This window comes from Streptomyces sp. NPDC088747 (assembly GCF_044751025.1).
In the GTDB taxonomy this organism is placed as follows: Bacteria; Actinomycetota; Actinomycetes; order Streptomycetales; family Streptomycetaceae; genus Streptomyces.
In genome coordinates this window covers 1-25,208 of sequence record NZ_JBIVKZ010000007.1, presented here as the reverse complement: position 1 = coordinate 25,208, position 25,208 = coordinate 1, and the positions used below count along the sequence as shown (strand labels likewise).

At 70.6% G+C, this 25,208-nt stretch carries 25 protein-coding genes and 5 pseudogenes; 12 read left to right on the top strand and 18 right to left on the bottom strand.

The features are described from left to right. Positions 1–181: 181 nt before the first annotated feature. The gene (locus ACIP79_RS18160; protein ID WP_401224360.1) at positions 182–757 is read left to right on the top strand and encodes a hypothetical protein; all 576 of its coding nucleotides are present in this window, start codon (positions 182–184) and stop codon (positions 755–757) included. A 65-nt stretch (positions 758–822) separates the two neighbouring features. On the opposite strand, the pseudogene ACIP79_RS18155 reads toward ACIP79_RS18160, so the two are convergent. After that, positions 823–1,077: pseudogene (locus ACIP79_RS18155) on the bottom strand (TetR/AcrR family transcriptional regulator); the annotation flags it as partial. Between ACIP79_RS18155 and ACIP79_RS18150 the strand changes: the two are divergent. From ACIP79_RS18150 to ACIP79_RS18140, 3 genes and pseudogenes are all read left to right on the top strand, one after another. Next, positions 985–1,428, top strand: a pseudogene (locus tag ACIP79_RS18150) (fumarylacetoacetate hydrolase family protein); the annotation flags it as partial. The pseudogenes ACIP79_RS18155 and ACIP79_RS18150 overlap by 93 nt on opposite strands. A gap of 18 nt (positions 1,429–1,446) precedes the next feature. Next, entirely contained in the window at positions 1,447–1,842 is a 396-nt protein-coding gene (locus ACIP79_RS18145; RefSeq protein WP_401224358.1) for a DoxX family protein, read from the top strand. 485 nt (positions 1,843–2,327) lie between these two features. Next, positions 2,328–2,879: a type 1 glutamine amidotransferase domain-containing protein gene (locus ACIP79_RS18140; protein ID WP_401224355.1), complete on the top strand. Its 552-nt coding sequence runs from the start codon at positions 2,328–2,330 to the stop codon at positions 2,877–2,879. Positions 2,880–3,263: 384 nt separating this feature from the next. Here ACIP79_RS18140 and ACIP79_RS18135 read toward each other — a convergent pair. Beyond that, positions 3,264–3,422: pseudogene (locus ACIP79_RS18135) on the bottom strand (alpha/beta fold hydrolase); the annotation flags it as partial. Positions 3,423–4,195: 773 nt separating this feature from the next. Between ACIP79_RS18135 and ACIP79_RS18130 the strand changes: the two are divergent. Continuing rightward, positions 4,196–4,497, top strand: a pseudogene (locus ACIP79_RS18130) (sodium-independent anion transporter); the annotation flags it as partial. A gap of 62 nt (positions 4,498–4,559) precedes the next feature. On the opposite strand, the gene ACIP79_RS18125 reads toward ACIP79_RS18130, so the two are convergent. From ACIP79_RS18125 to ACIP79_RS18085, 9 genes are all read right to left on the bottom strand, one after another. Beyond that, positions 4,560–5,054, bottom strand: a complete 495-nt coding sequence (locus tag ACIP79_RS18125; RefSeq protein ID WP_401224353.1) for an SRPBCC family protein — start codon at positions 5,052–5,054, stop codon at positions 4,560–4,562. A 136-nt stretch (positions 5,055–5,190) separates the two neighbouring features. Then, the gene (locus ACIP79_RS18120; protein WP_401224351.1) at positions 5,191–6,219 is read right to left on the bottom strand and encodes an iron-containing redox enzyme family protein; all 1,029 of its coding nucleotides are present in this window, start codon (positions 6,217–6,219) and stop codon (positions 5,191–5,193) included. Further along, positions 6,216–6,476, bottom strand: a complete 261-nt coding sequence (locus tag ACIP79_RS18115; RefSeq protein WP_401224349.1) for a CDGSH iron-sulfur domain-containing protein — start codon at positions 6,474–6,476, stop codon at positions 6,216–6,218. The genes ACIP79_RS18120 and ACIP79_RS18115 overlap by 4 nt, the downstream gene beginning before the upstream one ends. A 43-nt stretch (positions 6,477–6,519) precedes the next feature. Next, positions 6,520–7,200, bottom strand: a complete 681-nt coding sequence (locus ACIP79_RS18110) for a HemK2/MTQ2 family protein methyltransferase (RefSeq protein ID WP_401224347.1) — start codon at positions 7,198–7,200, stop codon at positions 6,520–6,522. A 156-nt stretch (positions 7,201–7,356) separates the two neighbouring features. After that, positions 7,357–7,587, bottom strand: coding sequence for a DUF6479 family protein (locus ACIP79_RS18105; RefSeq protein WP_401224345.1), 231 nt, complete (start codon positions 7,585–7,587; stop codon positions 7,357–7,359). 172 nt (positions 7,588–7,759) lie between these two features. Beyond that, positions 7,760–8,599: an RNA polymerase sigma factor SigF gene (locus ACIP79_RS18100; RefSeq protein ID WP_401224342.1), complete on the bottom strand. Its 840-nt coding sequence runs from the start codon at positions 8,597–8,599 to the stop codon at positions 7,760–7,762. 206 nt (positions 8,600–8,805) lie between these two features. After that, on the bottom strand, positions 8,806–10,344 hold the full coding sequence (locus tag ACIP79_RS18095) for an FAD-dependent oxidoreductase (RefSeq protein ID WP_401224339.1): 1,539 nt from the start codon (positions 10,342–10,344) through the stop codon (positions 8,806–8,808). Positions 10,345–10,467: 123 nt separating this feature from the next. Further along, the gene (locus ACIP79_RS18090; protein ID WP_401224338.1) at positions 10,468–11,658 is read right to left on the bottom strand and encodes an aromatic acid exporter family protein; all 1,191 of its coding nucleotides are present in this window, start codon (positions 11,656–11,658) and stop codon (positions 10,468–10,470) included. Positions 11,659–11,813: 155 nt separating this feature from the next. Continuing rightward, complete coding sequence (locus tag ACIP79_RS18085; RefSeq protein WP_401224336.1) at positions 11,814–12,413, bottom strand: flavodoxin family protein; 600 nt, start codon at positions 12,411–12,413, stop codon at positions 11,814–11,816. Between the two features lie 319 nt (positions 12,414–12,732). Between ACIP79_RS18085 and ACIP79_RS18080 the strand changes: the two genes are divergently transcribed. Further along, on the top strand, positions 12,733–13,308 hold the full coding sequence (locus ACIP79_RS18080) for a helix-turn-helix domain-containing protein (protein WP_401224334.1): 576 nt from the start codon (positions 12,733–12,735) through the stop codon (positions 13,306–13,308). Between the two features lie 35 nt (positions 13,309–13,343). Beyond that, complete coding sequence (locus tag ACIP79_RS18075) at positions 13,344–14,405, top strand: threonine aldolase family protein (protein WP_401224331.1); 1,062 nt, start codon at positions 13,344–13,346, stop codon at positions 14,403–14,405. A gap of 179 nt (positions 14,406–14,584) precedes the next feature. On the opposite strand, the gene ACIP79_RS18070 is transcribed toward ACIP79_RS18075, so the two are convergent. Next, positions 14,585–15,820 carry an MFS transporter gene (locus tag ACIP79_RS18070; protein WP_401224328.1) on the bottom strand — a complete coding sequence of 412 codons (1,236 nt, stop codon included), beginning with the start codon at positions 15,818–15,820 and terminating at the stop codon, positions 14,585–14,587. Positions 15,821–16,029: 209 nt separating this feature from the next. On the opposite strand from ACIP79_RS18070, the gene ACIP79_RS18065 reads away from it, so the two are divergent. Together ACIP79_RS18065 and ACIP79_RS18060 are read left to right on the top strand one after the other, a co-directional pair. Continuing rightward, positions 16,030–16,164, top strand: coding sequence for a hypothetical protein (locus ACIP79_RS18065; RefSeq protein ID WP_383688437.1), 135 nt, complete (start codon positions 16,030–16,032; stop codon positions 16,162–16,164). A 99-nt stretch (positions 16,165–16,263) separates the two neighbouring features. Beyond that, a complete protein-coding gene (locus tag ACIP79_RS18060) occupies positions 16,264–17,763 on the top strand; it encodes an aKG-HExxH-type peptide beta-hydroxylase (protein ID WP_401224325.1) in 1,500 nt (499 codons plus the stop codon). A 60-nt stretch (positions 17,764–17,823) separates the two neighbouring features. Here the strand turns inward: ACIP79_RS18060 and ACIP79_RS18055 are convergent, their stop codons facing one another. From ACIP79_RS18055 to ACIP79_RS18040, 4 genes are all read right to left on the bottom strand, one after another. Continuing rightward, positions 17,824–18,543 carry a LuxR C-terminal-related transcriptional regulator gene (locus tag ACIP79_RS18055; RefSeq protein ID WP_401224322.1) on the bottom strand — a complete coding sequence of 240 codons (720 nt, stop codon included), beginning with the start codon at positions 18,541–18,543 and terminating at the stop codon, positions 17,824–17,826. Positions 18,544–18,659: 116 nt separating this feature from the next. Next, positions 18,660–19,004, bottom strand: a complete 345-nt coding sequence (locus tag ACIP79_RS18050) for an STAS domain-containing protein (protein WP_401224321.1) — start codon at positions 19,002–19,004, stop codon at positions 18,660–18,662. A 21-nt stretch (positions 19,005–19,025) separates the two neighbouring features. Further along, positions 19,026–20,285, bottom strand: a complete 1,260-nt coding sequence (locus ACIP79_RS18045) for a PP2C family protein-serine/threonine phosphatase (protein ID WP_401224319.1) — start codon at positions 20,283–20,285, stop codon at positions 19,026–19,028. Continuing rightward, a complete protein-coding gene (locus ACIP79_RS18040) occupies positions 20,282–21,091 on the bottom strand; it encodes an alpha/beta fold hydrolase (protein ID WP_401224317.1) in 810 nt (269 codons plus the stop codon). The genes ACIP79_RS18045 and ACIP79_RS18040 overlap by 4 nt, the downstream gene beginning before the upstream one ends. Before the next feature lie 322 nt (positions 21,092–21,413). On the opposite strand from ACIP79_RS18040, the gene ACIP79_RS18035 reads away from it, so the two are divergent. Next, positions 21,414–21,713, top strand: coding sequence for a hypothetical protein (locus ACIP79_RS18035; protein ID WP_401224314.1), 300 nt, complete (start codon positions 21,414–21,416; stop codon positions 21,711–21,713). Between the two features lie 17 nt (positions 21,714–21,730). Next, the gene (locus tag ACIP79_RS18030) at positions 21,731–22,099 is read left to right on the top strand and encodes a low affinity iron permease family protein (RefSeq protein WP_401224969.1); all 369 of its coding nucleotides are present in this window, start codon (positions 21,731–21,733) and stop codon (positions 22,097–22,099) included. A gap of 217 nt (positions 22,100–22,316) precedes the next feature. Here the strand turns inward: ACIP79_RS18030 and ACIP79_RS18025 are convergent. Further along, a pseudogene (locus ACIP79_RS18025) lies at positions 22,317–23,063 on the bottom strand (TetR/AcrR family transcriptional regulator); the annotation flags it as partial. A gap of 142 nt (positions 23,064–23,205) precedes the next feature. Between ACIP79_RS18025 and ACIP79_RS18020 the strand changes: the two are divergent. Then, a complete protein-coding gene (locus ACIP79_RS18020) occupies positions 23,206–24,339 on the top strand; it encodes an FAD-dependent oxidoreductase (RefSeq protein ID WP_401224312.1) in 1,134 nt (377 codons plus the stop codon). 90 nt (positions 24,340–24,429) lie between these two features. Here the strand turns inward: ACIP79_RS18020 and ACIP79_RS18015 are convergent. Beyond that, the coding region (locus tag ACIP79_RS18015) for an ABC transporter permease (RefSeq protein ID WP_401224310.1) at positions 24,430–25,208 on the bottom strand (779 nt) is incomplete at its 5' end.

Below are 25,208 nucleotides of genomic sequence, written 5' to 3'. Positions count from 1 at the left end.
TGCCATCTGCCGCCGTCGGTCGCGACCCGCACGCATGCGGGCGGATCCAGTCGAACCGGATGCGCCTGTTTGAAGACGAGGCCCGCGCGCCGGCAACGTGGTGATCGGTTCCGACCGAAGGACGGACCATCGGCGCGTAGCCTCGCGCACGAACACGGACGAGGAAGCTCGCGGAGGTCGCATGGATCAGGGTTGGTCCGCGCTCATAGCCGGATTGGCCGGCCTCGTCGACGCCGCGGTCGGCGGTTACTTCGCCAAGGCCGGAGCCGTGCAGGGCGCGAAGACGGCTGCCGACGCGGTCGCCCGGCAGGTCGAGGAGCAGCAGGCTCACGAACTCACCCAGTGGATCCGGCAGGAGCGGCGGGCCGCGTTCGGTGAGGTCGTACGAGCCCACGGTGAGCTGGCCGGTCGACTGGCGGCTCTTCGTGTCGCCGTGGAGCGGGGGTCGGTGGTCGGCGCGACGGGCGAACAGGTCGATGAGGCATGGACTCTGCTCTCACTCGCGTGCAGCGGCGTCCATCTGTTCGGGCCGGAGCCGGTCTGGATCGCGGCGGACCGGGTACGGAGCACCGCTCATGAGTGCGTGATCGCGCACCGTCCCCTCATGACCCCCGCGTCCGACACCGATGAACGGCAGCGGGTTCTGGCCCGGCACGATCTGGCCCGGCACGATCTGGCTCGGCCTCGCGAGGAGATGCGGTCGGCCATGACCGACTTCTCGGCCCGCTCCCGCGAAGCCCTGGAAGTCTCCTCGTAAAAGCGTCCCTCGCCGAGGCAGCGTGGGTGGTCTCGGCCGACGCGTGGGGACCCGCGTCGCCGGCCTCAGTCGATGACCGGCAGCGGGCGCCGGGCGACCTCGTGGGCGTCATCCGGCGGTACGCCCAGCATGCGCAGGACCATCTCGGCGAGGTTCGCCGCGGCCTCGTCGCCGTCCAGGTCGGGGCGCGCGAATCGCAGCTCCAGCAGGGACAGCAGGGTCCCGCCCAGTGCGGAGAGGCCGACGGTCGGGTCGAGGGCGGTGAAGCGGCCGGAGTCGATGCCGATCTGGAGGTCGCGGAGGCCCCGGCCAGCGACCTGCGGCTGAGGTTGTCGGTCAACGGCGCGCCCCGCCAGGACAGCACCCTCGGCGACATGATCGTCCGTCCGGCGCAGGCCCTCACGCTGCTCGCCCGCTTCCAGACCCTGGACCCCGGGGACCTCCTGCTGACCGGCACCCCCGGTGGCACCGCCCTCAAAGCCCCGCCCAAGCCGGTCGAGAAGATCGGCGCGCTGCTACCGCCCGCCATGAAATGGAAGGCGTTCTTCAAGAGCCAGGCCAGGAACCCCAAGTACCTGCGGACGGGCGATGTCGTCACCGCGACCATCGTGACCCCGGACGGACGGATCGACCTCGGCGAGCAGCACACGCCCGTCACGCACGCCCAGTAGGCCAGGAACGAGCCGCACATGTACGTCTGCCTCCACGCCGCCGTGCTCTTCCTGGTGTTCCTTCCCCTGAGCCTGGCGAAGATCGCCGCGGTGGGGTTCATGCGCCGGGCGGCAGCGCATCTCGGCATGTCACCCGGCCTCTACCGCGTCATCGGCGCGCTGGAGCCGGCCGGAGTCGTCGGGCTGTTGCTCGGACTGGCCTCGGCCCCCGTCGGAGTGCTGCCGCGACCGGGCGACCCTGCTGACGGCCGCCGCGGCCGTGGTCCACCTCCGCCATGGCGACCCGCCCGTCCGGGCCCTGCCCGCGGCCGTACTGGCCTAGGCGGCAGCGGCTTACGCCGGGGCGGCGGTGGCCGCCGACCGACTGCCGGGAACGCCGCTCGGACAGGCGCGAAAGGCGTGCTCACCCGGTGAAACCTCCGTCGGTGCCGTCGGTCGTGGAGCCGCGAGGCGAGCGCGCCCGCTGCCGGCACAGATGGACACGTGCACCGGTGGACACGTCGCCTGGCGCGATTTCCCGGTCACCCTCCGGATTCACGCTCCGCCGTGCGCACCGCTGCCGCCCGGCGTCGGCGGATCAACGTGTCGGATCCGTCTCCACGGGTACGCGATCATTGCCCCCGGAGACCTGGTGGGAAGGGAACCCGCGGGCGAGCCCGTGGCTGGGCCGCCGCTCCACCGGCGGCTGACACGCCGATGTCGGCCGGAGTCCTGCGGCCGGCTCGTCGGGATAGCCATCTGGTGGGGTCCGAGTGGCCGGTCGCGTGCCCCTCGCCCACGGTGAGGAACCGCTGCGCTTTCGCCAGGCAGCCCGTGCCCGCCGCGGATCACGAAGCCCGGACAAGAAGCCCGGACAGGAATAGGGCCCTCGAACAGGCCGGAAAAGGAGACTGATCACGATGCGCATCGCGTTCCTCACGGCGCCAGAAGGCGTGGAGCAGATCGAACTGACCGACCCGTGGCAGGCCGTGCTGGACGCCGGTCACACACCCGTCCTCGTATCGACCGAGCGCGGCGACGTCCAGGCCTTCAATCACCTCGACAAGGCCGACACCTTCCCCGTCGACGAGGTCGTCTCAGACGTGACGGCCGACTCCTTCGACGGCCTTGTCCTGCCCGGCGGCGTCGCCAACCCCGACGCGCTGCGGCTCGACGAACAGGCCGTCTCCTTCGTCCGCGCCTTCTTCGACCAGGGCCGCCCCGTCGCCGCGATCTGCCATGCCCCCTGGACTCTCGTCGAAGCGGACGTCCTCTCCGGCCGGGTCCTCACCTCCTGGCCGAGCCTGCGTACGGACATCGGCAACTCGGGCGGCACCTGGGTCGACGAACAGGTCCGCGTCTGCGACCACGGCCCAAACACACTCATCACCAGCCGCAAGCCCGACGACCTCAAGGCGTTCCGCGAGGCGTTCCTCACCGAGTTCGCCAAGGCGGCAGCGAAGTCGGACTGACCTCGGAGCGCTACTTGAGGAACTCGCGGAGTACGGCGACCGTTTCGGTGCCTCGAAAGGCCAGAAGTGGCCGGAATCGAAGAGGTGCACGCCGCTTCCTCGCGGGAGTTTCGCGATGACTTCAGGGTCAGCGTAGAACTCGCGGGGCTGGACAGGGTCGTCCGATGCCTTCACCGGGCGTTCGGTCAGCAGGGAGTACGCCGTGCCGACTAGCCGGCGGGCATCCGCCATCACGGTGTGAGCGTCGGGCGAGGTGAACAGCACCTCTGGCACCTCCACCCCGACCTGCATCCCCAGCAGGAGCTGCCCCCGGCCGTATCGGATGACGCGGTTCCCCGTCCGGGCGACGAGGTGGTCGCCGACCGGAGTCCCCCTGTCGTGCGTGATCAGGCTGAACCGCTCTCTCTGAAGATGGTCGAGCAGGGCTTCGAGCTGGACGGCGACTCCCTCCTGACGAAAGTCGCCGATGCCCTTTTCGGACTGACCGTCGCCCTTCAGGTCGATAGCCAGGCAACGGTGGTCAGAGCCGAGGAGTTCAGCCACGAGTCGGGCCCCCTGGACAGATTTGTGTACGTGTGCGGGGATGCCTTGAGCGACATGATGAGTTCCTCTCGCGAACGGCCCGGGTTATCGGTTGGCCCTTCCCGCGAGGGCGAATTCGAGCTCTTCGACGGGCCCGCGGGTGCTGCACAGGAACGGCGCCCAGGCCGCGGTGTCCATGAAGCTCCGGCCGCCCGTCGGGACGACGTCCATCACGACGCGGTCGGGACGCCCCAGGACGGCCTCGGCACGACCCCGTCGCAACCAGGCGGCAAGGGTGCCGTCGTCCCGGAGTTCGGCCACGGGTGTCGCCCGGACGCCGAGCCCGTGGGCGAGTGCCCTCAGTGAGGGCGAGGGCTCGGCGGCGGTCAGGATGGCGAAGGTGTCGCCGAGTACGTCGTCGAGACGGGCCCGCCGTCCGTCGGCGTCGGTCCACGGCTGCGGACCGTAATTTCCCAGGAGGCGGCTGCTCCGTCGGGTACGGCGTCCGGTGAGCGGCCCGGAGGTCAGTGCCGGGCTGAGGTTAGCGGACGAGCGGAAGTGACGCTTTCGTTAGAACTGGCGCGGCCGTATCCACGACTTGACGCGGCACTATGCGGCGCGTGCGGCCCGGCGCGACCACAGACGCGCGAGCAGGAGGGCAAGAGGCAGCGCCCGGTGAACGGCGGCGCCGTCAGCGGGTGGGCACGCGGGTAAGACGTTCACCCAAGGTGGCGGCGAACTCCTCGGCCCGCGCCAACTGGGTGCGCAGGTGTCCACTTGTTCGGCGGCCTCGCGCGGTGATGGTGATGGTGTCCTTCGCGACCTTCGACTGGCACTCCATCGCCCTGAGGACGCTCAGGGCGAATGCCCGCCGGCGAGATCGCCGCTCGTCGGGCGGTTCAACTACGCCTCCGACCCCGACAAGGCCGTCATCGACCTCACCGCCGCACACATCTGGGACGCCTCCTCCGTCGCGGCCCTGGACAGCGTCGGGACCAAGTACGCCGAGCGCGGCAAGAAGGTGGAGATCATCGGCCTCAACGACCCCAGCGCCGATCTGCACGACAAACTCAGCGGCGAGCTCACCAGCCACTGACGGTCACCCCTGAGGGCCGCCCCTCCGCACGAGGGACCGGAGCGCACGCTTACGGACGTCCGTCACTTACGGGCGCCGGCGTGCGTCCCTCCGCCGGACTCCGATTGACCTGCCCCGCCCTCCGCCGCCACCCGTTCCACGGTTCGCGCGAGGCGGGGCAGCATGCTGCGGTGCCGCAGCTGGATCAGGAGGTCGAGAGGTGCGGCGTGCAGAGCTCCTCCCGGCCCGCGCAGCGGGTGTTCATCCACGATGACCAGGGTCTGGTCACCCCACGGGCGCACCTCGATGGCGATGCGCGCCGTACCCAGGCGCCCGCTGTCGGCCTCCAGCTCCAACCAGTGGGGCGGTTCCAGCCGCCGAACGATCGTCCGCCCTTCGTACGTCCAGGGGCCCAGACTCAGTCGGTAGGCCAGCGCGGCCCCGACCAGCGGCCACCGGCCGTCCAGTGGCCATGAAGCGGAGGTCCCCACCACCCAGTCGGCGTAGAAGTCGGGATTCTCCAGAGTCGCCCACACGACATGGGGAGGCTGCTCGATCACTTGATGCCGTACCGCCACGAGAACCCCTCAAATCGGACGAATAGGTTGACGTACGTCGAGTACCCCTCCGCCCTGGCGCCATGCCCGGGACAACCACAGGCGCCCCTCCACGGAGTGATCGGGTGATCCGCCCGCGAGTCCGGCCCCCGGCGGGTCAGCCCTGCGGCAGGGGCGTACGCAGGGCGGACCGATTCCGCTGCCAGGCGGTTCTGATGTGCTCGGCGAGCCGGTCCTCCAGCAGGACCGTGGCCGCGCAGCCGAAGGCGATGTCGGCTTCCAGGTCGGGTTCGTCGGCGAGCAGGCCGCCGACGACCTCGTGGCGTACGACCTGTTCGTGGACGGCGTCGGCCTCGACGTGCTCGGCGTAGAAATGCTCGGCGGCAGGACCCGCACCGCACCGGTGCATGGCCTTGGCCAGGCGGCGGGAGCCGGGAGACGACGTGACCTCGACGCAGGCGAAGTGACCCACCAGCGCACCGCGCAGTGCCCGGTGCAGGCCGAACAGCGACATCAGATTGACGGTGGCCAGGAGCGGCGCGGGGGCCTGGTCCAGATAACGGCCGTAGGCGGGGTCGAGGCTCAGGTCGGTCATGAGGTCGGCGAAGAGCCGGGCGTGGATACGGTCGGCATGCCCGGCGCCGAACTCGTCGTACTCGATGGCCACCATCCCGGCCTTGGCCCTCCCGGTCAGCCGGGGGATCACCCAGACGTGCGGATCGGCCTCCTTGAGGTGGTAGAGCGAGCGCAGCGCCGCGTATTCGCGCAGCTGCCAGAGCTCTCCGGTGGTTTCGAGCTGGTGGCTCAGGCTGTCGGAGAGGTCGACGGGTTCGACGAGCAGCGGCGCGAAGGCCTCCTCGACGGTGCGGGGTGCGTCGGCCAGGTCGGCGCGCAGGGCATGCAGGAACCGGGTTTCCAGCCCTTGGCGCAGGCGCAGCAGGTCCGGATCCCATTCCCGGTCGTCGTCGACGCCGTCGAAGCCCCGGTAATGGAGCTCGTACAACAGGTGGAGGGCGAGCTGAAGGTCCTCCCCCCACGGGTCGGCCATCAGGATCGACTTGGGTTCGTACGTGGGCGGCAGACCGGTGCGCAGAGACGCCACGACGGCCTCTGACAGGTTGCCTCGCCCTTCGACCAGGGCGGCGCCGGTGGCGGGCGGGGCGGCGGTGAGACCGGACGGATTCATCGGGGGTTCCTGTTCTTCGCGCTGGTCCTGCCCGCGAGAGGGTCGTGACCTTCGCGGGTCTGGTCCGTTTGTGCGGGAGTGCCCGCGTCGGCCTTCTCGCGGGCCCGGTGACTGGTGTCGCACCAGGGGTAGGAACGGCTGCGGCGGCATGTACAGACGGCGACCATGAAACGTTCGGATCGCGCGAGTGTGCCGTCCTTCAGAACGATCTCCACCGGCCCCTCGACCAGAACGGGTCCTTGAGGTTCGACGCTCACGCGGCGAGCCTGGCGGGGCGCCGGCGCCGCGGCGGGGGTGTCCTCAGAGTGCTCGGGCACGGATGATCACCAGTTCTTCCTGGTTCTGGCCGGCTTCGGCGAGTCCTTGCTTCTGCAGCCAGGCCCGGCGTGAGCGCAGAACCGGTCCCCAGGGCACGACTGCCGTCGCCAGGGCCTGACCTGCCAGACCGGCCTTCTCAAGCCGGTGCAGCGTGCGCTCAGCCCCGGACATGGCGGAGTGCACCATGAGCAGGGTGCCGCCGGGGCGCAGCAGGGAGGGGGCGGAGGCGCATATCCGGTCGATGACGAGGCGGCCGTCGGGACCGGCCTCCCAGGCGCGGGCCGGGCCTCTGGAGGGCAGCCCCTTGTTCGGCGAAGGCACGTAGGGGGGATTGGCGAGGATCATGTCGAATGTGCGGCCGCTCGTGCGGGCCGTGAAATCCCCGTGCAGGACCCGCAGCGGCAGGCGTCTGTGGAGGGCGTTGAGCCGGGCCGTGGCCACCGCCCGCCACGACACGTCCACGGCCGTGACCCGCGCCCCCCGGCTCGCCGCGCTCAGTGCCAGGGCTCCCGTGCCGGTGCCGATCTCCAGTACCTCGGCCGCGGGGCGCAGGTCCTCCCTGGCCAGGGCGTCGGCGAGGAGATGGGTGTCGGCTTGGGGCCGGTAGACGCCGGGCAGCGCCAGCAGTGGGCCTACGGGCAGTATTCCTTGAGTCACAGCCATGGTCGTCACCGGATGCCTCCAGAGTCGTTCGTCCGCGGCGCGCAGCCTGGTACGAGGGGTTTGTCGAGCGGAGTCGCAGGAGATTCCGCGCGGCCACGCTTCCTGGGCCGGGCTTCCTGTTTCGAGATGAGCGCGGGTCTCGCCGGAGGCGGCGGCTCAGTGGCGCGACTGCCCGTCGGGGCCGTCGTCGGGCGTCTGCCAGGAGTCCTTCCGCGCGGCCGCCTGCGGATTCTGGTCCGCCGGGCGGGGCCGGGGGGTCTTACGCTGTGCCGCGCGGCGGCTGCCGTACCAGAACGCGCCGATCAGGAGAGCGGCCACCACGACGCCTGCGACCAGCAGAAAAAGCGATGCCGAACCGTCGGCTGCGAGAAATCGTGAAGCGATCATGCTGACCGTGTACCCACGTTGCCGCATTCCTCTCGGAAAGCGATCAAACAATGCGCGAAGGCAAAGTCGTCCTGACCCAGTTCGGGCGGGGGCGGGCCCAGGCACAGCAGCGTGAACCCGCGGCAGTGCCTGCGCTCTCCGTATTTCCTGGGTTTCGTGCCGCCCCGTGTGCTCAGCGGGTGGTGAGCATGCCTTCGCGCAGCTTGGCGAGGGTGCGGGAGAGCAGCCGGGAGACGTGCATCTGGGTGACGCCGAGTCGTTCACCGATCTGGGCCTGGGTGAGTTCGTCGACGAAGCGCAGGTGGATGATGTGCCGCTCACGGTCGTCGAGCTCGGCGAGCAGAGGGGCCAGAGTGGTGAAGTCCTCGACGAGTTCCAGGGCCGTGTCCTCGGCGCCGATGAAGTGCGCCAGCGCGGCCTCGCCGTCGTCGCTCGAGCTGAGGGTGGCGTCGAGGGAGGACGAGGTGTAGCCGTTGGAGGCGAGCCGCGCCTCGTTGACCTCCTCCTCGCTGAGACACATCAGCTGGGAGAGTTCCTTGACCGTGGGCGTACGGCCGAGCCGGCTGCGGAGTTCCTCGGTGGCCTTGGCGAGCTGGACGCGGGCTTCCTGAAGACGGCGTGGGACATGGACGGCCCAGGAGGTGTCGCGGAAGAAGCGCTTGATCTCACCGACGATATAGGGGACGGCGAAGGAGGTGAACTCGACCTCGCGGGTCAGGTCGAAGCGGTCGATGGCCTTGATCAGTCCGATCGTGCCGACCTGGACGATGTCCTCCATCTCGTCCTGGCTGCGGCTGCGGAACCGCGCGGCGGCGAAGCGGACGAGGGTGATGTTCATCTCGATCAGGGTGTTTCGCGCGTACTGGTACTCGGGAGTGCCCTCCTCCAGGACGGCGAGCCGGTCGAAGAACAGCTTCGACAGCTCGCGGGCGTCCTTGGGGGCGATCTTCGAGGGGTCCGCTATCTCCGGCAGCACCACCGTGCGGGTTTCTACCGCTTCGGTCACTGTCATGTCAGGCCCCTCCCAGGTGACGTGGTCTCTACGCCGTCGGCTGCCGCAGCCGAGCACATGGCGGTGTACCCGCACCGGGGCAATGCATGCCAGGCAATTTCAAGAGCTGGCCCGGCACGCGATAGGCCTGGTACGACAGGGGGTCCGAGTCTCCGGGACCAGGAGGGCGCGGGCGGCCGTGGCCGTTCCGCCGCGGGTGTTGTTGATCACGCGTCGCCGTGAGTGTCCCTCCGTTCGAGGGGCCGGGTCGCCGGGCCCTGGAGAATCTCCCCGTCGGGGGCGAAGCGGGAGCCGTGGCAAGGGCACTCCCACGCGGCTTCCGCCCGGTTGAAGGCGACCAGACATCCCAGATGGGTGCACCGTGCGTCGACGGCGTGCAGCTCACCGTCCGCGTCACGGTGAACCGCGCAGCGGTGGCCCCCGACGCGGAGGACCGCACCGTCCCCGGGGGCGATGTCGTCCACGGAACCACCTGATGTCGGCGGGAGCCGGTCGCCGACGAAATGCCCGGCCACCTGGGCCTGGTGCTTGAGGAAGGCGGGCGCCTCACGCACGGCCGAACGAAGCCGTCGGGGGTCGTACAGCTCGCTCCACGGCGACTTCCTGCCTGCGATCAGGTCCGAGAGGAGGCGGCCTGCCATGATGCCGCCGCTCATGCCCCAGCCGCCGAACCCGGTCGCCACGTAGGTGTGCCGGCTGCCGACGTGCAGCGGTCCGACGAGTGGGACGGAGTCGGTGGAGTCGTTGTCCTGGGTGGCCCAGCGGTTCGTGAAAGCCGGTTTCCCGAAGTGCGCGCCGGCCCAGTCGGCGAGGCGCTCGAACCGCTTCCCGGCGTCGCTGGTACCCGGAGTGAAGTGCTCGCCGGTGACGATCAGCAACCGCTGCCCGTCCTTGTACGGGGCGGTGCGCACGGAACGCGTGCCCTGCTCAGGCGTGATGAACATGCCCTGCGGATCGAGTTCGGAGGGAATGGGCGCCGCCACGACGAGTTCACGGCGAGGGGAGAGCCGCGTGAAGAGCAGCGCACGGTCGAAGATCGGATAGTGCGTGGCGACCACGACGTCGGTCGCGGTGACCGTCGCCCCCGCTTCGGTCGTCAGGCGGCACGGCTCGCCCTCCTTGAGGCCCACGACCCGCGTGTGCTCGTGGATCAGCGCGCCCTGGCGGATCAGGTCGTCCGCGAGCGCCAGAAGATACTTCCGTGGATGGAACTGCGCTTGCCCTGGCACCCGGACAGCGCCCGCGACCGGGAAGGGCAGGCCCGTCTCGGTCACGAACTCGGCGGGCAGACCGGCCTCACGGGCGGCTTCCGCCTCCGCTTTCAGCTTCTCGACACCCTTGCTGTCCTGGGCGTAGGTGAAGGCCGGCCGCTCCTCCCAGTCGCAGTCGATGCCCAGTTCGTCCACGACAGCGGCGGCATGCTCGATCGCCTCCGTCTGGGAGCGGCCGTACAACTTCGCGGCCTCGACGTCCCTGGTGCGCCGCAACTTGTCGTAGATCAGGGTGTGCAGCGCGGTCAGCTTGGCGGTGGTGTGGCCGGTGACCCCGGCGGCGATCCGGTCGGCTTCCAGCACCGCCACGCTTCGACCGCTCCTGGCCAGCTCCCAGGCGGCGCTGAGTCCAGCGATCCCCGCGCCGACCACGGCCACGTCGACCGTGAGGTCGGCGGCCGGCGGCGGGTGAGCGGTTCCCGGTGGCGCTGTCTCGATCCAGTACGACCTCTGCTCGCCCGTGCGCTTGTCCATGCACCCCGGGTTCCCACGCTGTGTCGGACAAAGCGTGCCGAATTCCTTCGGCCGGTTGCCTGACGATCAGGCCCGCTGACCAGCGCGCGGCACCGTCCTTCTCCGGCTCTGCCCAGGCGCGGATCAGCCGCCGACCCGCGCCTGTTCGTGGCGGCGGGCGGAGGGGCTCGGAATGAGGGCCGCCTCGGGATCGGCGATGCGCAGAAGGGCGGACAGGAGTCTTCTGGTGTCGGCCAGGAGCCCGCTGGTTGTCGGCGCGACAGTACGGCCCTCGCCCGCGCACACGGCGGTCAGGCGGCGGTGCTCCGCGGAGGCCCGGGCCAGGGAGTGGCGGAAATCCCGGGTTCGTCCGGCGTCGTCGCAGGGACGCCCCTCGGCTTGGTGCGCGTACTCGTCGAACCGGCACGCGTCGCCGGAGGCGCGCAGAAGCGCGGCCAGCGTGTCTCGGGCATCGGAGGAGAGGACAGGCCTACGGGCAGGTTCGGCCAGCGTGCGTACCGTCGTCGCGATGTGCTCGGTGACCTGGTCCCACACCAGATCCCAGGTGGCGGAAGGCGGCGCGGGCGCGGCCCGGCGCCGCAGCCTGAGTCCCGGGTTGACGCGGTAGCTCTCGTCCGACCGGCGACGCTGCTCCCGCAGGTCGGTCACCCCGTCGGTGAGCCGCAGGGCACGGTCGTACCAGGCGCGTGCCTGCTCCTCGCTGTACCCCTCGGCGACACCGTCGGCGACTTCGTGCAGCAACTCGGCCGACTGGAGAGGGAGCCGGACACGCAGGTGGCGTACCCGACGCGTGTGGACGGGCGGGAACACCAGGGCGTTGACACCGATGCCGATGACCGCCCCGAGGAGGGTCTCCAGGAACCTGTGGGCGATGTCGTAGCCCGAATAGGAGCCGTAGGCGAGGACGAACAGTGCGGCGGTCGGCGCGTAGAGGCCCTGGGCGCCGAAACGGGCGTAGTTGCCGAGGAGGACGGTCAGCGGGAGAGCCAGTGCCATCGCGGCCATGGCGTTGTCCGTCAGCACGCCGGCCGCGGCGGCCAGGAGGGTGCCGACGACGACCATGGCGAACTGCTGCAATGCGGACAGCAGGGAGCGGTACACAGTGCTCTGCACCAGGAACAACGCGGTCCACGGCGCCATCAGCGCCATCGGGGCGTCCCACCACCAGCCGGCAAGCGCCCAGGCGAGGAGTGCCGCTCCGGCTGCCTTGAGGGACTGCACCGCCGTGTCGCGGTCGGCTCCCGGCTCGGTGACGGCCCGGCGGACGGACCGCCAGACCGCCCTGGCCTCCCGGGTCAGGGCATGCGCGTACACGTGAATAAGGCTTCTCCTTCGGTGACGGGCCGTGGCCCGGGGCCGCACGGTCGCGCCCATGGCAGGTCTGTGGGCACAGGGAACCGGGGCGGGCGTGCTCGGAGACCGCGCCGAGGGCGGCGATCCTCGCGGTCGGAGTAGCGCGCTCCGTGTTCTCAGCTGGGCGGATAGGGGTGAGCGGTGAGCTGGCGGGCCAGGTGTACGGCGTTGACGGCGAGGGTGTGAGTCGTCGCCTTCACGGCGTCGGGGGTCTCCTTGAGGTCCTGGTAGTCGGTGCCCTGCTGGGCCTCACCGACCCAGTAGGTGACCGCTCCTGGCGCGAGGGAGAAACCGATGTCGTTGAGCCCCTGGAAGACGTCGGAACTCACCTTGTGGGCCCCGTCCTCGTTCCCCACGACGGCGACGGCCGCGACCTTGTTGTAGGTGAGCAGGCGGCCCTCGTCGTCCGTCTCGGACAGCTCCGCGTCCAGCCGCTCCAGGACCCGCTGGCAGATGCTGGAGGGATGCCCCAGCCAGATGGGGGTGGCGATGAGGACGATGTCGGCCTGCATCACCTTCTCGCGCAGCAGGGGCCACTGGTCGCCCTCGCCCATGTCCAGTTCCACACCGGGCCGGACGTCGAAGTCCGCGACCCGCACCACCTCTCCCTCCACCTCGAGGTCACGGAATTCCGCCATCACCTGCTCCGCGAGCAGCTGACTGCTGGAGGACGTGGGCGAGGCGTTCAGCGAACAGACGAGGGACAGTGCGCGCATGGCGGAGAGGCTCCTGAAGTCGGTCGGCCACAGAACCTGGGGTCCGTGGTGGGAATGCAGGTGTCAGAGTTCCCAGGTTGAACCGATTAATCCCGGGCCGCGCGCTGAATTGGTTCATGCGACGTGCGGACGACTCGGGCCCGTCCCGCGCGCGAGTGCACGTGGTCACGGCGTACAGACCGTGACACCTCCCGATAGTTCAGTATAATGAACGTATGGTTCATCTTGTTGAGGCTCTAGAGGTAGGCGGGCAGGTCAGCTCGTACCGCCCCCGACGGGCTGGGCGGCACGTGGCGGGCCCGACGCGCTGGAGCCGCCGGTGACGCCCCCGCCGTCCGGCCGACAGCCGGTGAGCAGTACCGCGGCTGCTGTCGGCGCCAAGATCCGCCTGCGCCGACAGCAGCGCGGCATGAGCGCCGCGGAGATGGCCCGGCGCGCGGGGCTGAGCAAGGCCACGCTGTCGCAGTTGGAGGCCGGCAACGGCAATCCGACGATCGACACCCTGGACGCGATCGCGATCGCCCTGCGCATTCCGATCGCCGACCTGCTGGCACGGGACGCCGATACCGGCCCGGTCTTCCGGCCGGGTACGGACATCGAGCCGGGCGAGGTCTCACGAGAGCTGCTGCGGCGTATCAGCAGCGGCAACAGCCTGGAGATCTGGCGGCTGCGCATTCCCCCCGAGACGGAACTGCCCGGCGTCCCGCACGCCACCGGCACGATCGAGCACCTGCTCGTCGCCACCGGGCACGTCACCGCAGGCCCCGTCGACGCCCCGCGCGATCTGGGCCCCGGAGACATGCTCGCTTTCGCCGGGGACGCCCCGCACTTCTACCGCACCGGAGCCGAGGAAGTGGACATCACCGTCGTCTTCGCCTCCCCCATCAGCACCTGAGACCGGGCAGCACCCGAGACCAAGGAAGACCCCTCATGAGTACGACCCACGCCATCACCCCCTCCAGCCGCGCCTTCAGCAGCGACAACATGGCCGGAGCATCCCCGGAGATAGCCCGGGCGGTCGCCGACGCGGCCACCGGGCAGGTTCTTCCGTACGGCAACGACCCCTTCACCGACAGCGCCCGGCGCAGGCTCCGTGAGATCTTCGAGCGGGACGTCGACGTCTTCCCGGTGTCCACCGGGTCCGCGGCCAACGGCCTGAGTCTGGCCGCCCTCACCCCACCGTGGGGCAGTGTCCTCTGCCACCCCGACAGCCACATCAACACCGATGAATGCGGCGCGCCCGAGTTCTTCACCAACGGGGCCAAGCTCGTCGGTGTGCCGGGCGCCGACAGCAAGATCGACCCCGAGGCGTTGCGGGCGGCGGTGCGCCGCAAGGCCGGTGACGTACACAGCGTGCAGCCGTCCGCGATGAGCATCAGCCAGGCCACCGAGAGCGGCAGCGTCTACACCCTGGAGGAGATCCGCCGCCTGTCCGCCATCGCCGAGGATGCCGGACTGCGCGTCCACATGGACGGCGCGCGGTTCGCCAACGCCCTGGACCACCTCGGCGCCACCCCGGCCGAGATGACCTGGAAGTCCGGCGTCGACGTCCTGTCCTTCGGCGCTACCAAGAACGGCGCGATGACCGCCGACGCCATCGTCTGCTTCGATCCGGCGCTCGCCTCCGAACTCGCCTTCCGCACCAAGCGCGCCGGCCAGCTCGCCTCCAAGATGCGCTTCCACACGGCGCAGATCGACGCGTACCTCACGGACGGGCTCTGGTTGCGCAACGCCCGCCAGGCCAACGCGATGGCCACCCGGCTCGGCGACGGCCTGAAAGCCGTCCCCGGCACCGGCCTCCTGGCCACCCCGCAGGCCAACATCCTCTTCTGCCGCCTGCCCCACCAGGTGACCGAAGGACTCCTCGCCGAGGGCTACGCCTTCTACCACGACCGCTGGGAACCGGGGGTCGTCCGGCTCGTCACCGCCTTCTCCCACAGCGCCGCCGACATCGACCAACTCCTCGAAGCGGTGCGTCGCCTGAGCCGCTGAAGCCGGAAGCGTCGCGGCCGAGCGCGGACACTGCCACCGGCGTCGAGGCTGTCAGGCCTCGACCTCCGCGCCACCGCCGCGGATCTCCTCCAGGAAGTCCTGATCGCGACCCTCGCACGCACTTCGGCCGGGCCGCCGAGCGGCCGCACTCTCAAGGTCTCACCCGGTCTCACCCGGTCTCACCGGTAGAGCCTGGTGCGCCACGGCGCCAGATACCCGGCCACGCACACCGTCGCGAGGCCGGCGAGCGCCATGGACACGCCTGCGTCGGTGAACTCGGCGACCGCTCCGAACAGGACGGGACCCACGCCCTGGACGGACATCAGCCCGGCGTTGAGCAACCCGAACGCCTGGCCGCGGCGGGCTTCGGGGATCGCGTCGAGGAAGGGGCGCTGGAGTCCGAGGGCGTAGGCGAAGCCGGTTCCGGTGACCAGCAGGAGTGCCGCGCAGACCGGCCATGGCGGGTCCAGCGCGAAACCGGCCAGCGGCAGGCCGAGGACCACCACCAGAGTGACGACCAGGCGTTCCCGTACGGCTGGGCGGACGAAACGGGCTAGCGCCAGGTCGCCGGCGAGCATGCCGACCGGCAGGCAGGCGAGCAGCGGTCCTGCCGAACCGGCGGGCATGTCGTTGTCGCCCACGAAGGGGACGATCAGGCTCTCGGCGCCGGCGACGAACGCGGGTGGCAGCCACTGGGCCAGCAGGAGCGTGCGGACCCTGCGTTCGGCGAGCAGCTTCGTGTTGCCGTACCAGCTGTGGCGCAGTACGGAGCCCCTGCCCTGTCGCGATCCGGGCTCCGTCGCCCGCTCGGGTGCGGACAGGTCGGGCAGCCGGAGGCGGACGGCGACGGCGGCAACCAGGTAGGCGCCCGCGCTGAGCAGCAGGGCGGTCCGCGGGCCGAGGAGTCCGACCGCGGCACCGCCACCGGCGAGGCCGAGCAACTGGGCGGCGGACGCGGACATGTTGGACAGCGAGCGTCCCAGCACGTAGGCGTCGCCGGTGAGCGTCTCGGCGACCAGCCGGTTGGTCGCACCGCTGGAGACGGGGGTCAGGCAGGCCACGGCGGCAAGGAGGACCAGGATCACCGCCACCGGCAGGTGGACAATCCCCATGACGGCGGCCGCCGCGAACTGGAGGCCGTAGCCCGCGGTGATGAGGGGCCGCGGGCGGGCCCGGTCGGCGAGGGAGCCGAGCAGGAGTGAGCCGGCGAGTTGCGGCAGGAAGCCGATGCCGAACGTGAGGGCGCCCAGCAGAGGTGAGCCGGTTGTCGCGAACACGAGGACCGACAGGGTCATGATCCGCAGCGAGTCGGCCGTGACCGCCAGGGTCCGGGTCACGAACAGCAGCCGGAAGCGCCGGTCGGCCAGCACTTCCCGGTAGGTGGCGCGCCGTTCGGGGGCGGGGACGGAGGTCATGGCAGCAGCGTGCAGGGGGCCTCGCGACGCGTTCGGCCGTTACGCCCGGGGCGTAAGCCGTCGTCGTGTTTGCCGGAGGCATGGGACAAGATTCGGGACATCGAGCCCATCGGCGCGGGACACGGGGTGCCTGAAGATGATGCGTCGGGCAGGGCGTCATCCGTCCTGCCCGTGCCCACTCCGTCCAATGACGACCGAAGGGACCGGACATGCTGGTAGACCACATCGAGACCCCCGACCTGGCTCCGCAGACCTACCTCGACGACGAAACCCCGGCGATCGCCGTCGACGCTCCGGAGGAGCGCGCCTGGCTCCCGTCGTACCAGGCGGTCCGGACCGCCTGACCCGCGGCACGCCCTGCCGGTGCCGGGCCCGAGAGTGGGCCCGGCACCGGTGTCCCCCACGTCCGTGCCCGCCGCCCGACCCCGAAGGACGGTCCACCGTTGTCAGCTTCATCCTCCGCCGCCGAACCGGTCACCGGCCGGGTGGCACAGGCCGATGCCCTGCTCTGCGCCGACCGGCAGTTCGGCGACTCCGCCGCCATCGGTGAGCGCAACCTCGCCCGGTTCCGGCTGGGCCTGACCATGCTGGCGCGGCACGACGACGAAGCGGCCGACGTGCTGCGCGCGACCGCCGGAGCGAGCGACGAACGCCTCCGCCCGCTGCTGTACGACCCGGTACTGCGCAACTGCTTCGAGGTCGACCTCGCGCGGCTGGAGAGCGGCGAACTCGGGCGCAGTTCGTTCGGCGCCCACGTAGTCGGTCACACGGACGCCCCGTCCTCGATGGGACCCTGCGAAGCCCTCACTCACCCGCACGGACTGGCCTGGCCGGGCCTCGGCGACGCCTGGGTCCTGACCGAACCGGCACCGCACGGCGACGCGCAGGAGATGCTGGCCGACCGCCTCATGGAGCTGTACCGCGACGCGCTCGGCGGTGGCCCGGCGACGCGCCCGGTCGATCCGACGGACGACGTCCGCGCCGTCCTGAGAGAGGGCGCGGAACTCCTGGCGACGCTGCTGCCCGCTGCGGGAGCCGGGGTGCTGGAACACGTCACCATGGTGGGTTTCGCACACCGGGAGAGCGAAGAGGGCCCCCTGCAGTCCATGTCGGGCGGTGACCCGCTGCCCTCGACGGTGCTGCTGGCGCCGGAACGCTGCACGTCTCCGTGGCTCGCCGCCGAGAGCCTGCTGCACGAGGGCGCCCACCTCAAGCTCTTCGACGCGCTCCGTACGGGTTCCGTGGTCAGGAACGCCACCGAGCGCGTGCCGATCCCCTGGCGGATCGGTTCCTGGACGGTCATCCGGGTGTTCGTCGCGCTGCACTTCTACGTGCATCTGCTGGTGTTCCGGGCCGCGGCCACCGCCGCGGACGACGCGGTGCGCCGGAGGTTCGGCACGCCGCCGCCCGCCGAGGACCTCGACGAGCCGAGTCCCGGCACCCCCGCCGCCCTGAACGGCCAGTTCCGGACCAGTGCGGAACGGGCCCGCTACCTGGCCGAGTGCGTGCTGTCGCTGCCGGAGGAGGCACTCACGGAGAACGGACACCGGTTCGCCCGCTGGCTCCTGACAGCGCTGCGGCTCGTGGACGCCGAGGCGCCGCTGCCCCGTGACCCCGCCTCGGCGACGGCCCGGCAGACACGACCGGAACAGCCGCGGGTCCTCCCCGACGGCGCCCTCCAGCGGATCGCGCCGGTGGACGCCTGCGCCCTGCCCGGCCTGGGACAACTCGTCGTCAGCCCGGCGCGGACGGCCCGGATGCACTGGCTGAACGCGCGCTCGTGGACGGTGTACTCCCTGTGCGACGGACGTGACCTCGACGCGCTGCACACCGCCTACGCCCGGGCCGCCGGACTGCCGGCCGACTCGCAGGAGGTCGGCCGGCAGGTGAGCGACAGCGTGCGCTCCCTGGTGACCGCAGGCCTGGTCGTCCAGGACATCTGACACTCCCCCGGTCCGAATACGGGCCGGGTACTGGGCCGGGCACCCGTCCCCCACCACCGTTCAGCAGTTCTGCGGCTGCGGATCCAGACCCACGGAGCCCGTGGCGGGATAGGCGGTTTCCAGGCTGGCCAGCCGTGCGGAGACAATGGCCTCCAGCCGACTGGAGACATTGATTTTCGGCAGAATGGCCGAAACATAGTTGCGCACGGTCTTCTCCGATATGAACAGCTCCTGCGCTATCCGACGGTTTCCATAACCGAGGGATACGAGTCGTAACACTTCCCGTTCCCGGTTGGTCAGCGCCGGGAACGGGAGCGTTCCGTCTGCCTCCGCCAAGCGCACCAGGAGAGCGGACAGTTCACCGCCGGCCCGGGGCCCCAGCGTGAGATACCCGCGCCGCACGGCCCGCACGGTGCGCAGCAGATCCGCGGTCTCGGTGTTCTTGAGCAGGTAGCCCGTGGCCCCCGCTATCAGGGCGGTCAGCAGCAGGCTGTCGTCGTCGTGCTCCGGAGACACCGTGGCGATCAGCCGCGCCCCGGGGTGTCGCCGCCGCATTCGCTGGAGCAGCCCGATCCCCGCCCGGCCGGGCAGGTCGAGATCGACGATGACCACATCGGGGTTCTCCTCGCGGACCGCCCGCATCCCGGCGAGTGGCTCGTGGGTCGCAGCGGCGACGGTGATCCCGTCGTCTTCGAGCGCGGAACACAGGCCGCCCAGAATCAGCGGAATGCTCTCTATGACCACCACACGCATATCAACAGCACTGACCGCACTGGCCATTCGCAACACTCTTCCCCACGCCGAAACGATCAACGTCCAGGTGAAAGCGTAGATCTCCCGTTGATCGACTGGCCGATACGTCACATAGGTGGACCCGGCGGTGCGGGGCGGCCGGTTCAGCCGGCGGGATGCCAGGCGGCTGTGGCGGCCCGGGCCGTGGGATGGGTGGGGAAGACCTGGTCGAGGCCGACCACGCGGAAGATCCGGCTGACGCGTTCGGGGACCGCGGCCAGGGCGATGCTCGCGTCGTCCGCCAGGGCGTGGTTGCGGGCGGCGATGAGCACGGTGATGCCGCTGGAGTCACAGAAGGTGAGACCGTCGAGGTCGAGCACGAGTTGCTGGCCCCGGCGCAGGGCGAGGCCGGGCAGTGCGGCGCGGATCTGGTCGGCCGTGTGGTGGTCGAGTTCCCCGGCGAGTTCGACGACCGCTCCGGCCGGGGTCGTACGGGTGTGGAGGGTCAAGGGCTGGGGCACTGTCGCTCTTCACTTGGGGGGTAAGGGCACGTGGATGGCCAGCACGGCGGTGTCGTCGTCCACACCGGTGCCGAAGGTGTCGAGGAGGTCGCGGATGGCGCCGACGGTGTCCGATGCCGTGGTGGGCGCCAGGGCGGAGGCGAAGTCGAGGAGGGCGTCGTCGCCGTACCGGTCCCCGTCACCGGTCGTGGCGTTGGTGTGCGCCTCGGTGAGCCCGTCGGTGTGCAGCAGGAGCGTGTCGCCCGGCCCCAGGTGGACCGTGACGGTGGCGATGTCGACGTCACGCAGGACTCCGATGAGCTGGCCGCCCGGTGTGGGCAGGTAGACGGCCGTACCGTCGGCGCGCATGAGCAGGGCGGGAGGATGGCCGCCGCTGGCCAGGGTGACGCGGAATCCGCCGCGGTCGTGGTCGGGAGTGAGACGGCCGAAGATGACCGTGCAGAACCGGGGGTCGGTGCCCTGGTACTCGTGGTTGAGGACCGTGTTCAGGTTCTCCAGGACGGTGATCGGGTCCGGGTCGATGACGGCGGCGGCGCGCAGGGTGTAGCGGGCCAGGGAGGTGACGGCCGCCGCGGCGGCGCCCTTGCCGCACACGTCGCCCAGGAAAAGACCCCAGGTGCCGGTCGCCAGGGGGAACAGGTCGTAGAAGTCGCCGCCGACCTGGTCGACGGAGGCGATGTGGTAGTGCGCGGCCACGTCCAGGCCGGGCACGTTCGCCAGGGCGGGCGGGAGGAGCGACTTCTGCAGGGTGGTCGCCAGGCGCTGGAGGCGTTCGCGTTCACGTTCGGCTTCCTGGCGGGCGCGCAGCAGTTCCGTCTCGTAGGCGCGGCGGTCTCGGGCGTCGAAGAGGGTGGTACGGATCAGCAGCGGCTGCCCGTCGCTGCCCGACTTCACCGTGGACGTGACCAGGACCGGCAGGCGGGAGCCGTCGGCGGCCTTGAGTTCCAGGGCGATACCGCTGACCTCGCCCTGCATCCGCAGCAGCGGGGCGAAGTGGGTCTCATGGTAGATCCGTCCGCCGACGGTGAGCAGGTCGGAGAAGTGCCTGCCGTCCAGCAGCTCGGCACGCCGGTAGCCGAGCCAGTCCAGCAGGGTCGTGTTGACCTTGGCGATCCGGCCGTCCAGGAAGGTGGAGAGGTAGCCGCAGGGCGCGTGTTCGTACAGGTCCTCGGCGCTGTCCGCCAAGAGGGCGGAGAACTGTGCCTCGTCGGTCCCCGGCCCGTCGGCTCTTTCGGGACCGCCGTCGTCGTCACGGATGTCCCAAATCACCGGATCGCCTTGGTGAACGCGGTGATCGCCGCGATGGTCTCCTCGGGAGCGGCGAGCTGGGGGCAGTGCCCGGTGGCGTTCAGCGTGACCAGACGACTGCCCGGAATCCGGTCGTGGACGAACGCGCCCACCTCCGGCGGGGCGATCGCGTCGCTGGCGGACTGGGCCACCAGGGCGGGCACCGTCACCTTGGCGAGGTCGGCGCGGTTGTCGGACAGGAACGTCACGCGGGCGAAGACCCGGGCGATGGCGGGATCGGTGCGGCAGAAGCTGTTGGTCAGCTCCTCGCCCAGCTCCGGGCGGTCCGGGTTGCCCATGATGACCGGCGCCATCGCACCCGACCAGCCGAGATAGTTCGCCTCAAGCGACTCCAGGAGTTCGTCGATGTCGTCGGCGCTGAACCCGCCCCGGTAGCCGGTCGCCGGGTCGTCGACGAAGCACGGAGAGGGCGCCAGCAGCACCAGTCCGGCGAAGGCCGCGGGGTCCTGGGCGGCGGCCAGCACCCCCATCATCGCGCTCACCGAATGGCCCACGAACGTCACGGGGCCGAGCTCCAGCTCCCGGCACAGCTCCAGTACGTCCTCGACGTACCCGTCCAGCGTCGAGTACCGCTCCGGGTTCCACGCCGACAGGTCCGAGTTCCCGGCACCCACATGGTCGAAGAGGACGACGGTGAAGTCGCGTTCCAGGGCCGGTGTAACCAGGCGCCACATGTTCTGGTCGCAGCCGAACCCGTGCGCGAGCATCACGACGGGCGCTCCGGAGCGTCCGGTCACCGTCACATGATTCCTACGCCGCGCGTCCATGCCGCCCATCCTCGCAGACACCCCTGGTGGTGCACCTGATCAGTCCCGTCGGCAGGCGCGGAAGCCCCCGCGCGGGTGCCGGGCTCACCGGAGGATCGTCCACGTCTCCACGGCACCGCCCTCCGCGCACGGCGGCATGCTCCGTGGTAAGCGGGGTACGTGCGGCTCATCGCCCTTGAGGCGCCTGCGTGAGGGCGTACTCACGACCCACTGATCCCAGAGCCGACGAAGCCCACGACGGCCCTCCCCGTGGCGCCGACAGCTCGTGTGCATCGCCACACGAATGCCGCTGCGCCCCAGCACGTCTCAGAGAGGACTTGTGGTGAGCGAACACCGCGCCAGCCTTCCGGAGGTCGACGCGCCTGAGGGGATCCCGCTGCGCCTCCTCGGCGCGCCGCTCGCAGTCCGCGAGACGATCCGCCCGACAGCGCCCGGCGGAATCGTCGCGGGCGGCCCCGCAGGGTCCCGCGCGTGGACCGGCCGTGCGGCGAACGGGGTGTCGACGGCCACGAGCGGCGTCACGTTTCTGGCCGGGACGGCGACGGGTGCGCTGTCGCGCGGGCGGTTCGACGAGGAGCCGGGCCGGGCCCTGCGGGCTTCTGCCGACAGGACAGCCCGGTGAAGGCGGCCGGTGACCTCATGGTGCCGCAGCACCCCGCGGACCGGGACGGCGCCCGGCCCGGCCGGTTCAATCGTCTCGCCGAACACGCCTCCAACTTCACCAGCTCGCCCGCTTTCTTCGGCGTGTGCCTCGTTCTGGTCGCCTCCGCGATCACCGCGCACCTGCTGAAGCTGCCCACCCCCTGGCTGCTCATGGTGGGCGAGGCGATGTCCGCCGTGTCGCTGCTGCTCCTGGCGCTGCTGAAGAACTCCGAGCGGCGCGCCGAGCACGCCATCCAGCGCAAGCTGGACGCCATCGCGGCCGCACTGTTGGAGATCCAGCGGCAGGAACCGGGAGAGGCCAGCGAGAAGCTCCGGCAGGCCATCAGCATGGAGAAGCAGACCTGACCGTCAGCCGGACCACGGGTCACGCGTCCGGCTCGTTTCGCTCCGTCCGCGGGACCGCGGGTCACGCACCCGTCTCGCCGCTCCGGTCGCCGGCGGCCGGTCCGGCGGTCGAAGTACCCCGGTCGTGGAACCCGGTTCCTTCCGCACCGGCCCGCTCGTGGGCGCCTGCGCCGTCTCCGGCCGGGACTGTGCGGGGCCGGCCGGTCGGCCAACTGCGTGCGGTGATGCCCGCGAGGATGAGGTCGATCCCGGCGAGGAACTCCACGCGGTCGTCGTGCACGCGCAGTTGGTCGACGACCGACCTGGTGAACACGTACTGGTCGGGATCGATTTCGGTCCATTCGGTCGCCGCGGCGTCGAGGAACGCTGTCCGGTTCGTGCCCGGCGGGAATGCCCGTGCGTTGGCGGCGTTCTGGCCCGCCACTCCGAGGATGTAGTTCAACAACGCGGACGCCGCGGTGAAGTGGGCGCCTTCGGGCACGCGGAGCGCCTGGACCTGGCGTCCGATGCGCTCGAAGACCCGCAGCATCGGTGACTGTCCCGGTGCGCGGGCGAGCTGCGTACCGACCCAGGGATGGTCGTCGATCGCGTCGAACACACCGAGGGCGAGGGCGCGGATCGCCTCCTGCGGAGTCGCGTCGCCGTCGGCGTCGGAGACGGCTGCGTCAGAGAGGGCTACATCGGAGACGGCCGCGGCATTGGAGACGGCCGCGGCGTCGGAAGTGGCCGCGGCGTCCGAGATCGCGGTGGCGACGACGGCGTCGGTGGCGGCGTCGAGGAGTTCGGCCTTGCCCGTGACGTGCCAGTAGATCGCCCCGGGGCCGGTGGCGAGCCGTTCGGCCAGGGCGCGGAACGTGAGCCCGCTCTCCCCCACCGTGTCGAGAAGTTCGACGGCGGCGCTGACGATGCGCTCCCGGGAGAGCGGTTCCTGCCGTCGTTCCGGACGGCGCGTCCTGGTTGCCATGCCTCCATCCTAGAGCGCCCTGGAACATCGTTCCAGCTTGACAACGACTGGAACGCCGTTCCATCCTGGAATCGCTGGAACACCGTTCCAGGCCGACCCGCCGGGCCTACCCAGCGGGCCACGATCAAGGAAGGGAACCACCATGACCACCCACGTCACGATCATCGGAGCCGGACTCGGCGGCCTCACGCTCGCCCGCGTCCTGCACGTTCACGGAATCGCGTCCACCGTCTACGAGGCCGAGTCCTCTCCGGTGGCACGCACCCAGGGCGGAATGCTCGACATCCACGAGCACAACGGCCGGGCGGCCCTCGATGCGGCAGGTCTGACCGAGGAGTTCCGCGGCATCGTCCTGGAGGGCCGCGAGGCGACCCGGTCCCTCGCCCCGGACGGCACCGTGCTGTTCGACGAGCCCGACGACGGCGCGGGCACCCGGCCCGAGGCCCTGCGTGGCGAGCTGCGCCGGATCCTGCTCGAATCGCTCCCGGCCGGCACCGTCCGGTGGGACCACAAGGTCAGCGGCGTACGCGCCCTCGACGACGGCGGCTACGAGTTGTCCTTCGCCGACGGCACCTCCGTCGTCACGAACTTGCTGGTCGGCGCGGACGGCGCGTGGTCACGCGTCCGGCCGCTGCTCTCGGACGCCACGCCCGAGTGCGTCGGCACGTCGTACGTCGAGACCTATCTGTTCGACGCGGACACCCGGCACGCCGCCGCCGCGAAGGCGGTCGGTGGAGGGGCGATGTTCGCGCTCGTGCCGGGGAAGGGAATCCAGGCCCACCGGGAGAGCGGCGGGACCCTCCACACCTACGTGGCGCTCCGCAGGCCGCAGGAGTGGTTCGCCGACATCGACTTCGGCGATTCCGCCACGGCCGCCGCACGGATCGCCCGGGAGTTCGACGGCTGGGCACCGGAGCTCACCGCCCTGATCACCGACGGCGAGACCGCACCCGTCCTGCGCCCCCTTCACACCTTGCCGAGCGAGCACCGCTGGGATCGGGTTCCGGGAGTGACGCTGCTCGGAGACGCCGCCCACCTCATGATCCCGTCCGGCGAGGGCGCCAACCTGGCCATGTACGACGGGGCCGAACTCGGCAAGGCCATCGCCGCGCACCCCGATGACGTCGAGGCCGCGCTCACCGAGTACGAGCAGGCCCTGTTCCCGCGCAGCGCCGCGGAAGCCGCCGACGCCGTCGAACTGTACGAACTCATGCTCGGCGACAACGCGCCGCAGGGCCTCATCGACTTCTTCACCACCCATGGGCAGGAGGGGTGAACCACGACCACTCGGGCACCACAGGGGCGCCCGAGTACGTCGTTCCCCGCCGGGACGAGCCCTGTGAAGCGGCCCGTCCCGCCCTCACCGCTACTTCGGGTCGCGGTTGAAAACGGCCTTGGACCAGAAGTAGCCGAGCACGGCGAGGCCCAGGCACCAGGCGATGGCGATCCATCCGTTGTTGCCGATCTCGGTGCCGAGGAGCAGGCCGCGCAGCGTCTCGATGGCCGACGTGAACGGCTGGTACTCGGCCACCGGCTGGAACCAGCCCGGCATCGCGTCGATGGGGACGAAGGTGCTGGAGATGAGCGGCAGGAAGATGAGCGGCAGCGCGTTGTTGCTGGCGGCCTCGGCGTTCGGGCTGACCAGACCCATCCCGACCGCGATCCAGGTGAGCGCCATGGCGAAGAGCACGAGCAGCCCGAACGCCGCCAGCCACTCCAGGACCGTGGCGTCGACGGACCGGAACCCGATGGCCACACCGACGGCTCCTACGAGGACCACGCTCACCACGCACTGCAGCACACTGCCGACGACGTGCCCGATGAGCACCGAGCCTCGATGGATCGCCATGGTGCGGAAACGGGCGATGATGCCCTCGGTCATGTCCATGGAGACGGAGACCGCCGTCCCGATCGTGGTGCCACCGATGGTCATCATCAGGATGCCCGGGACGAGATACGCGATGTACTGGGACCGGTCCGCCCCGCCGTCCCCGATCCCGGCACTCATCACATCGCCGAAGATGTAGACGAAGAGCAGCAGCAGCATGACCGGCGTGAGCAGCAGGTTGAGGGTCATGGACGGGTAGCGCCGGGCGTGCAGCAGGTTGCGCCGCAGCATCGTGGACGAGTCGCGCACGGCGAGGG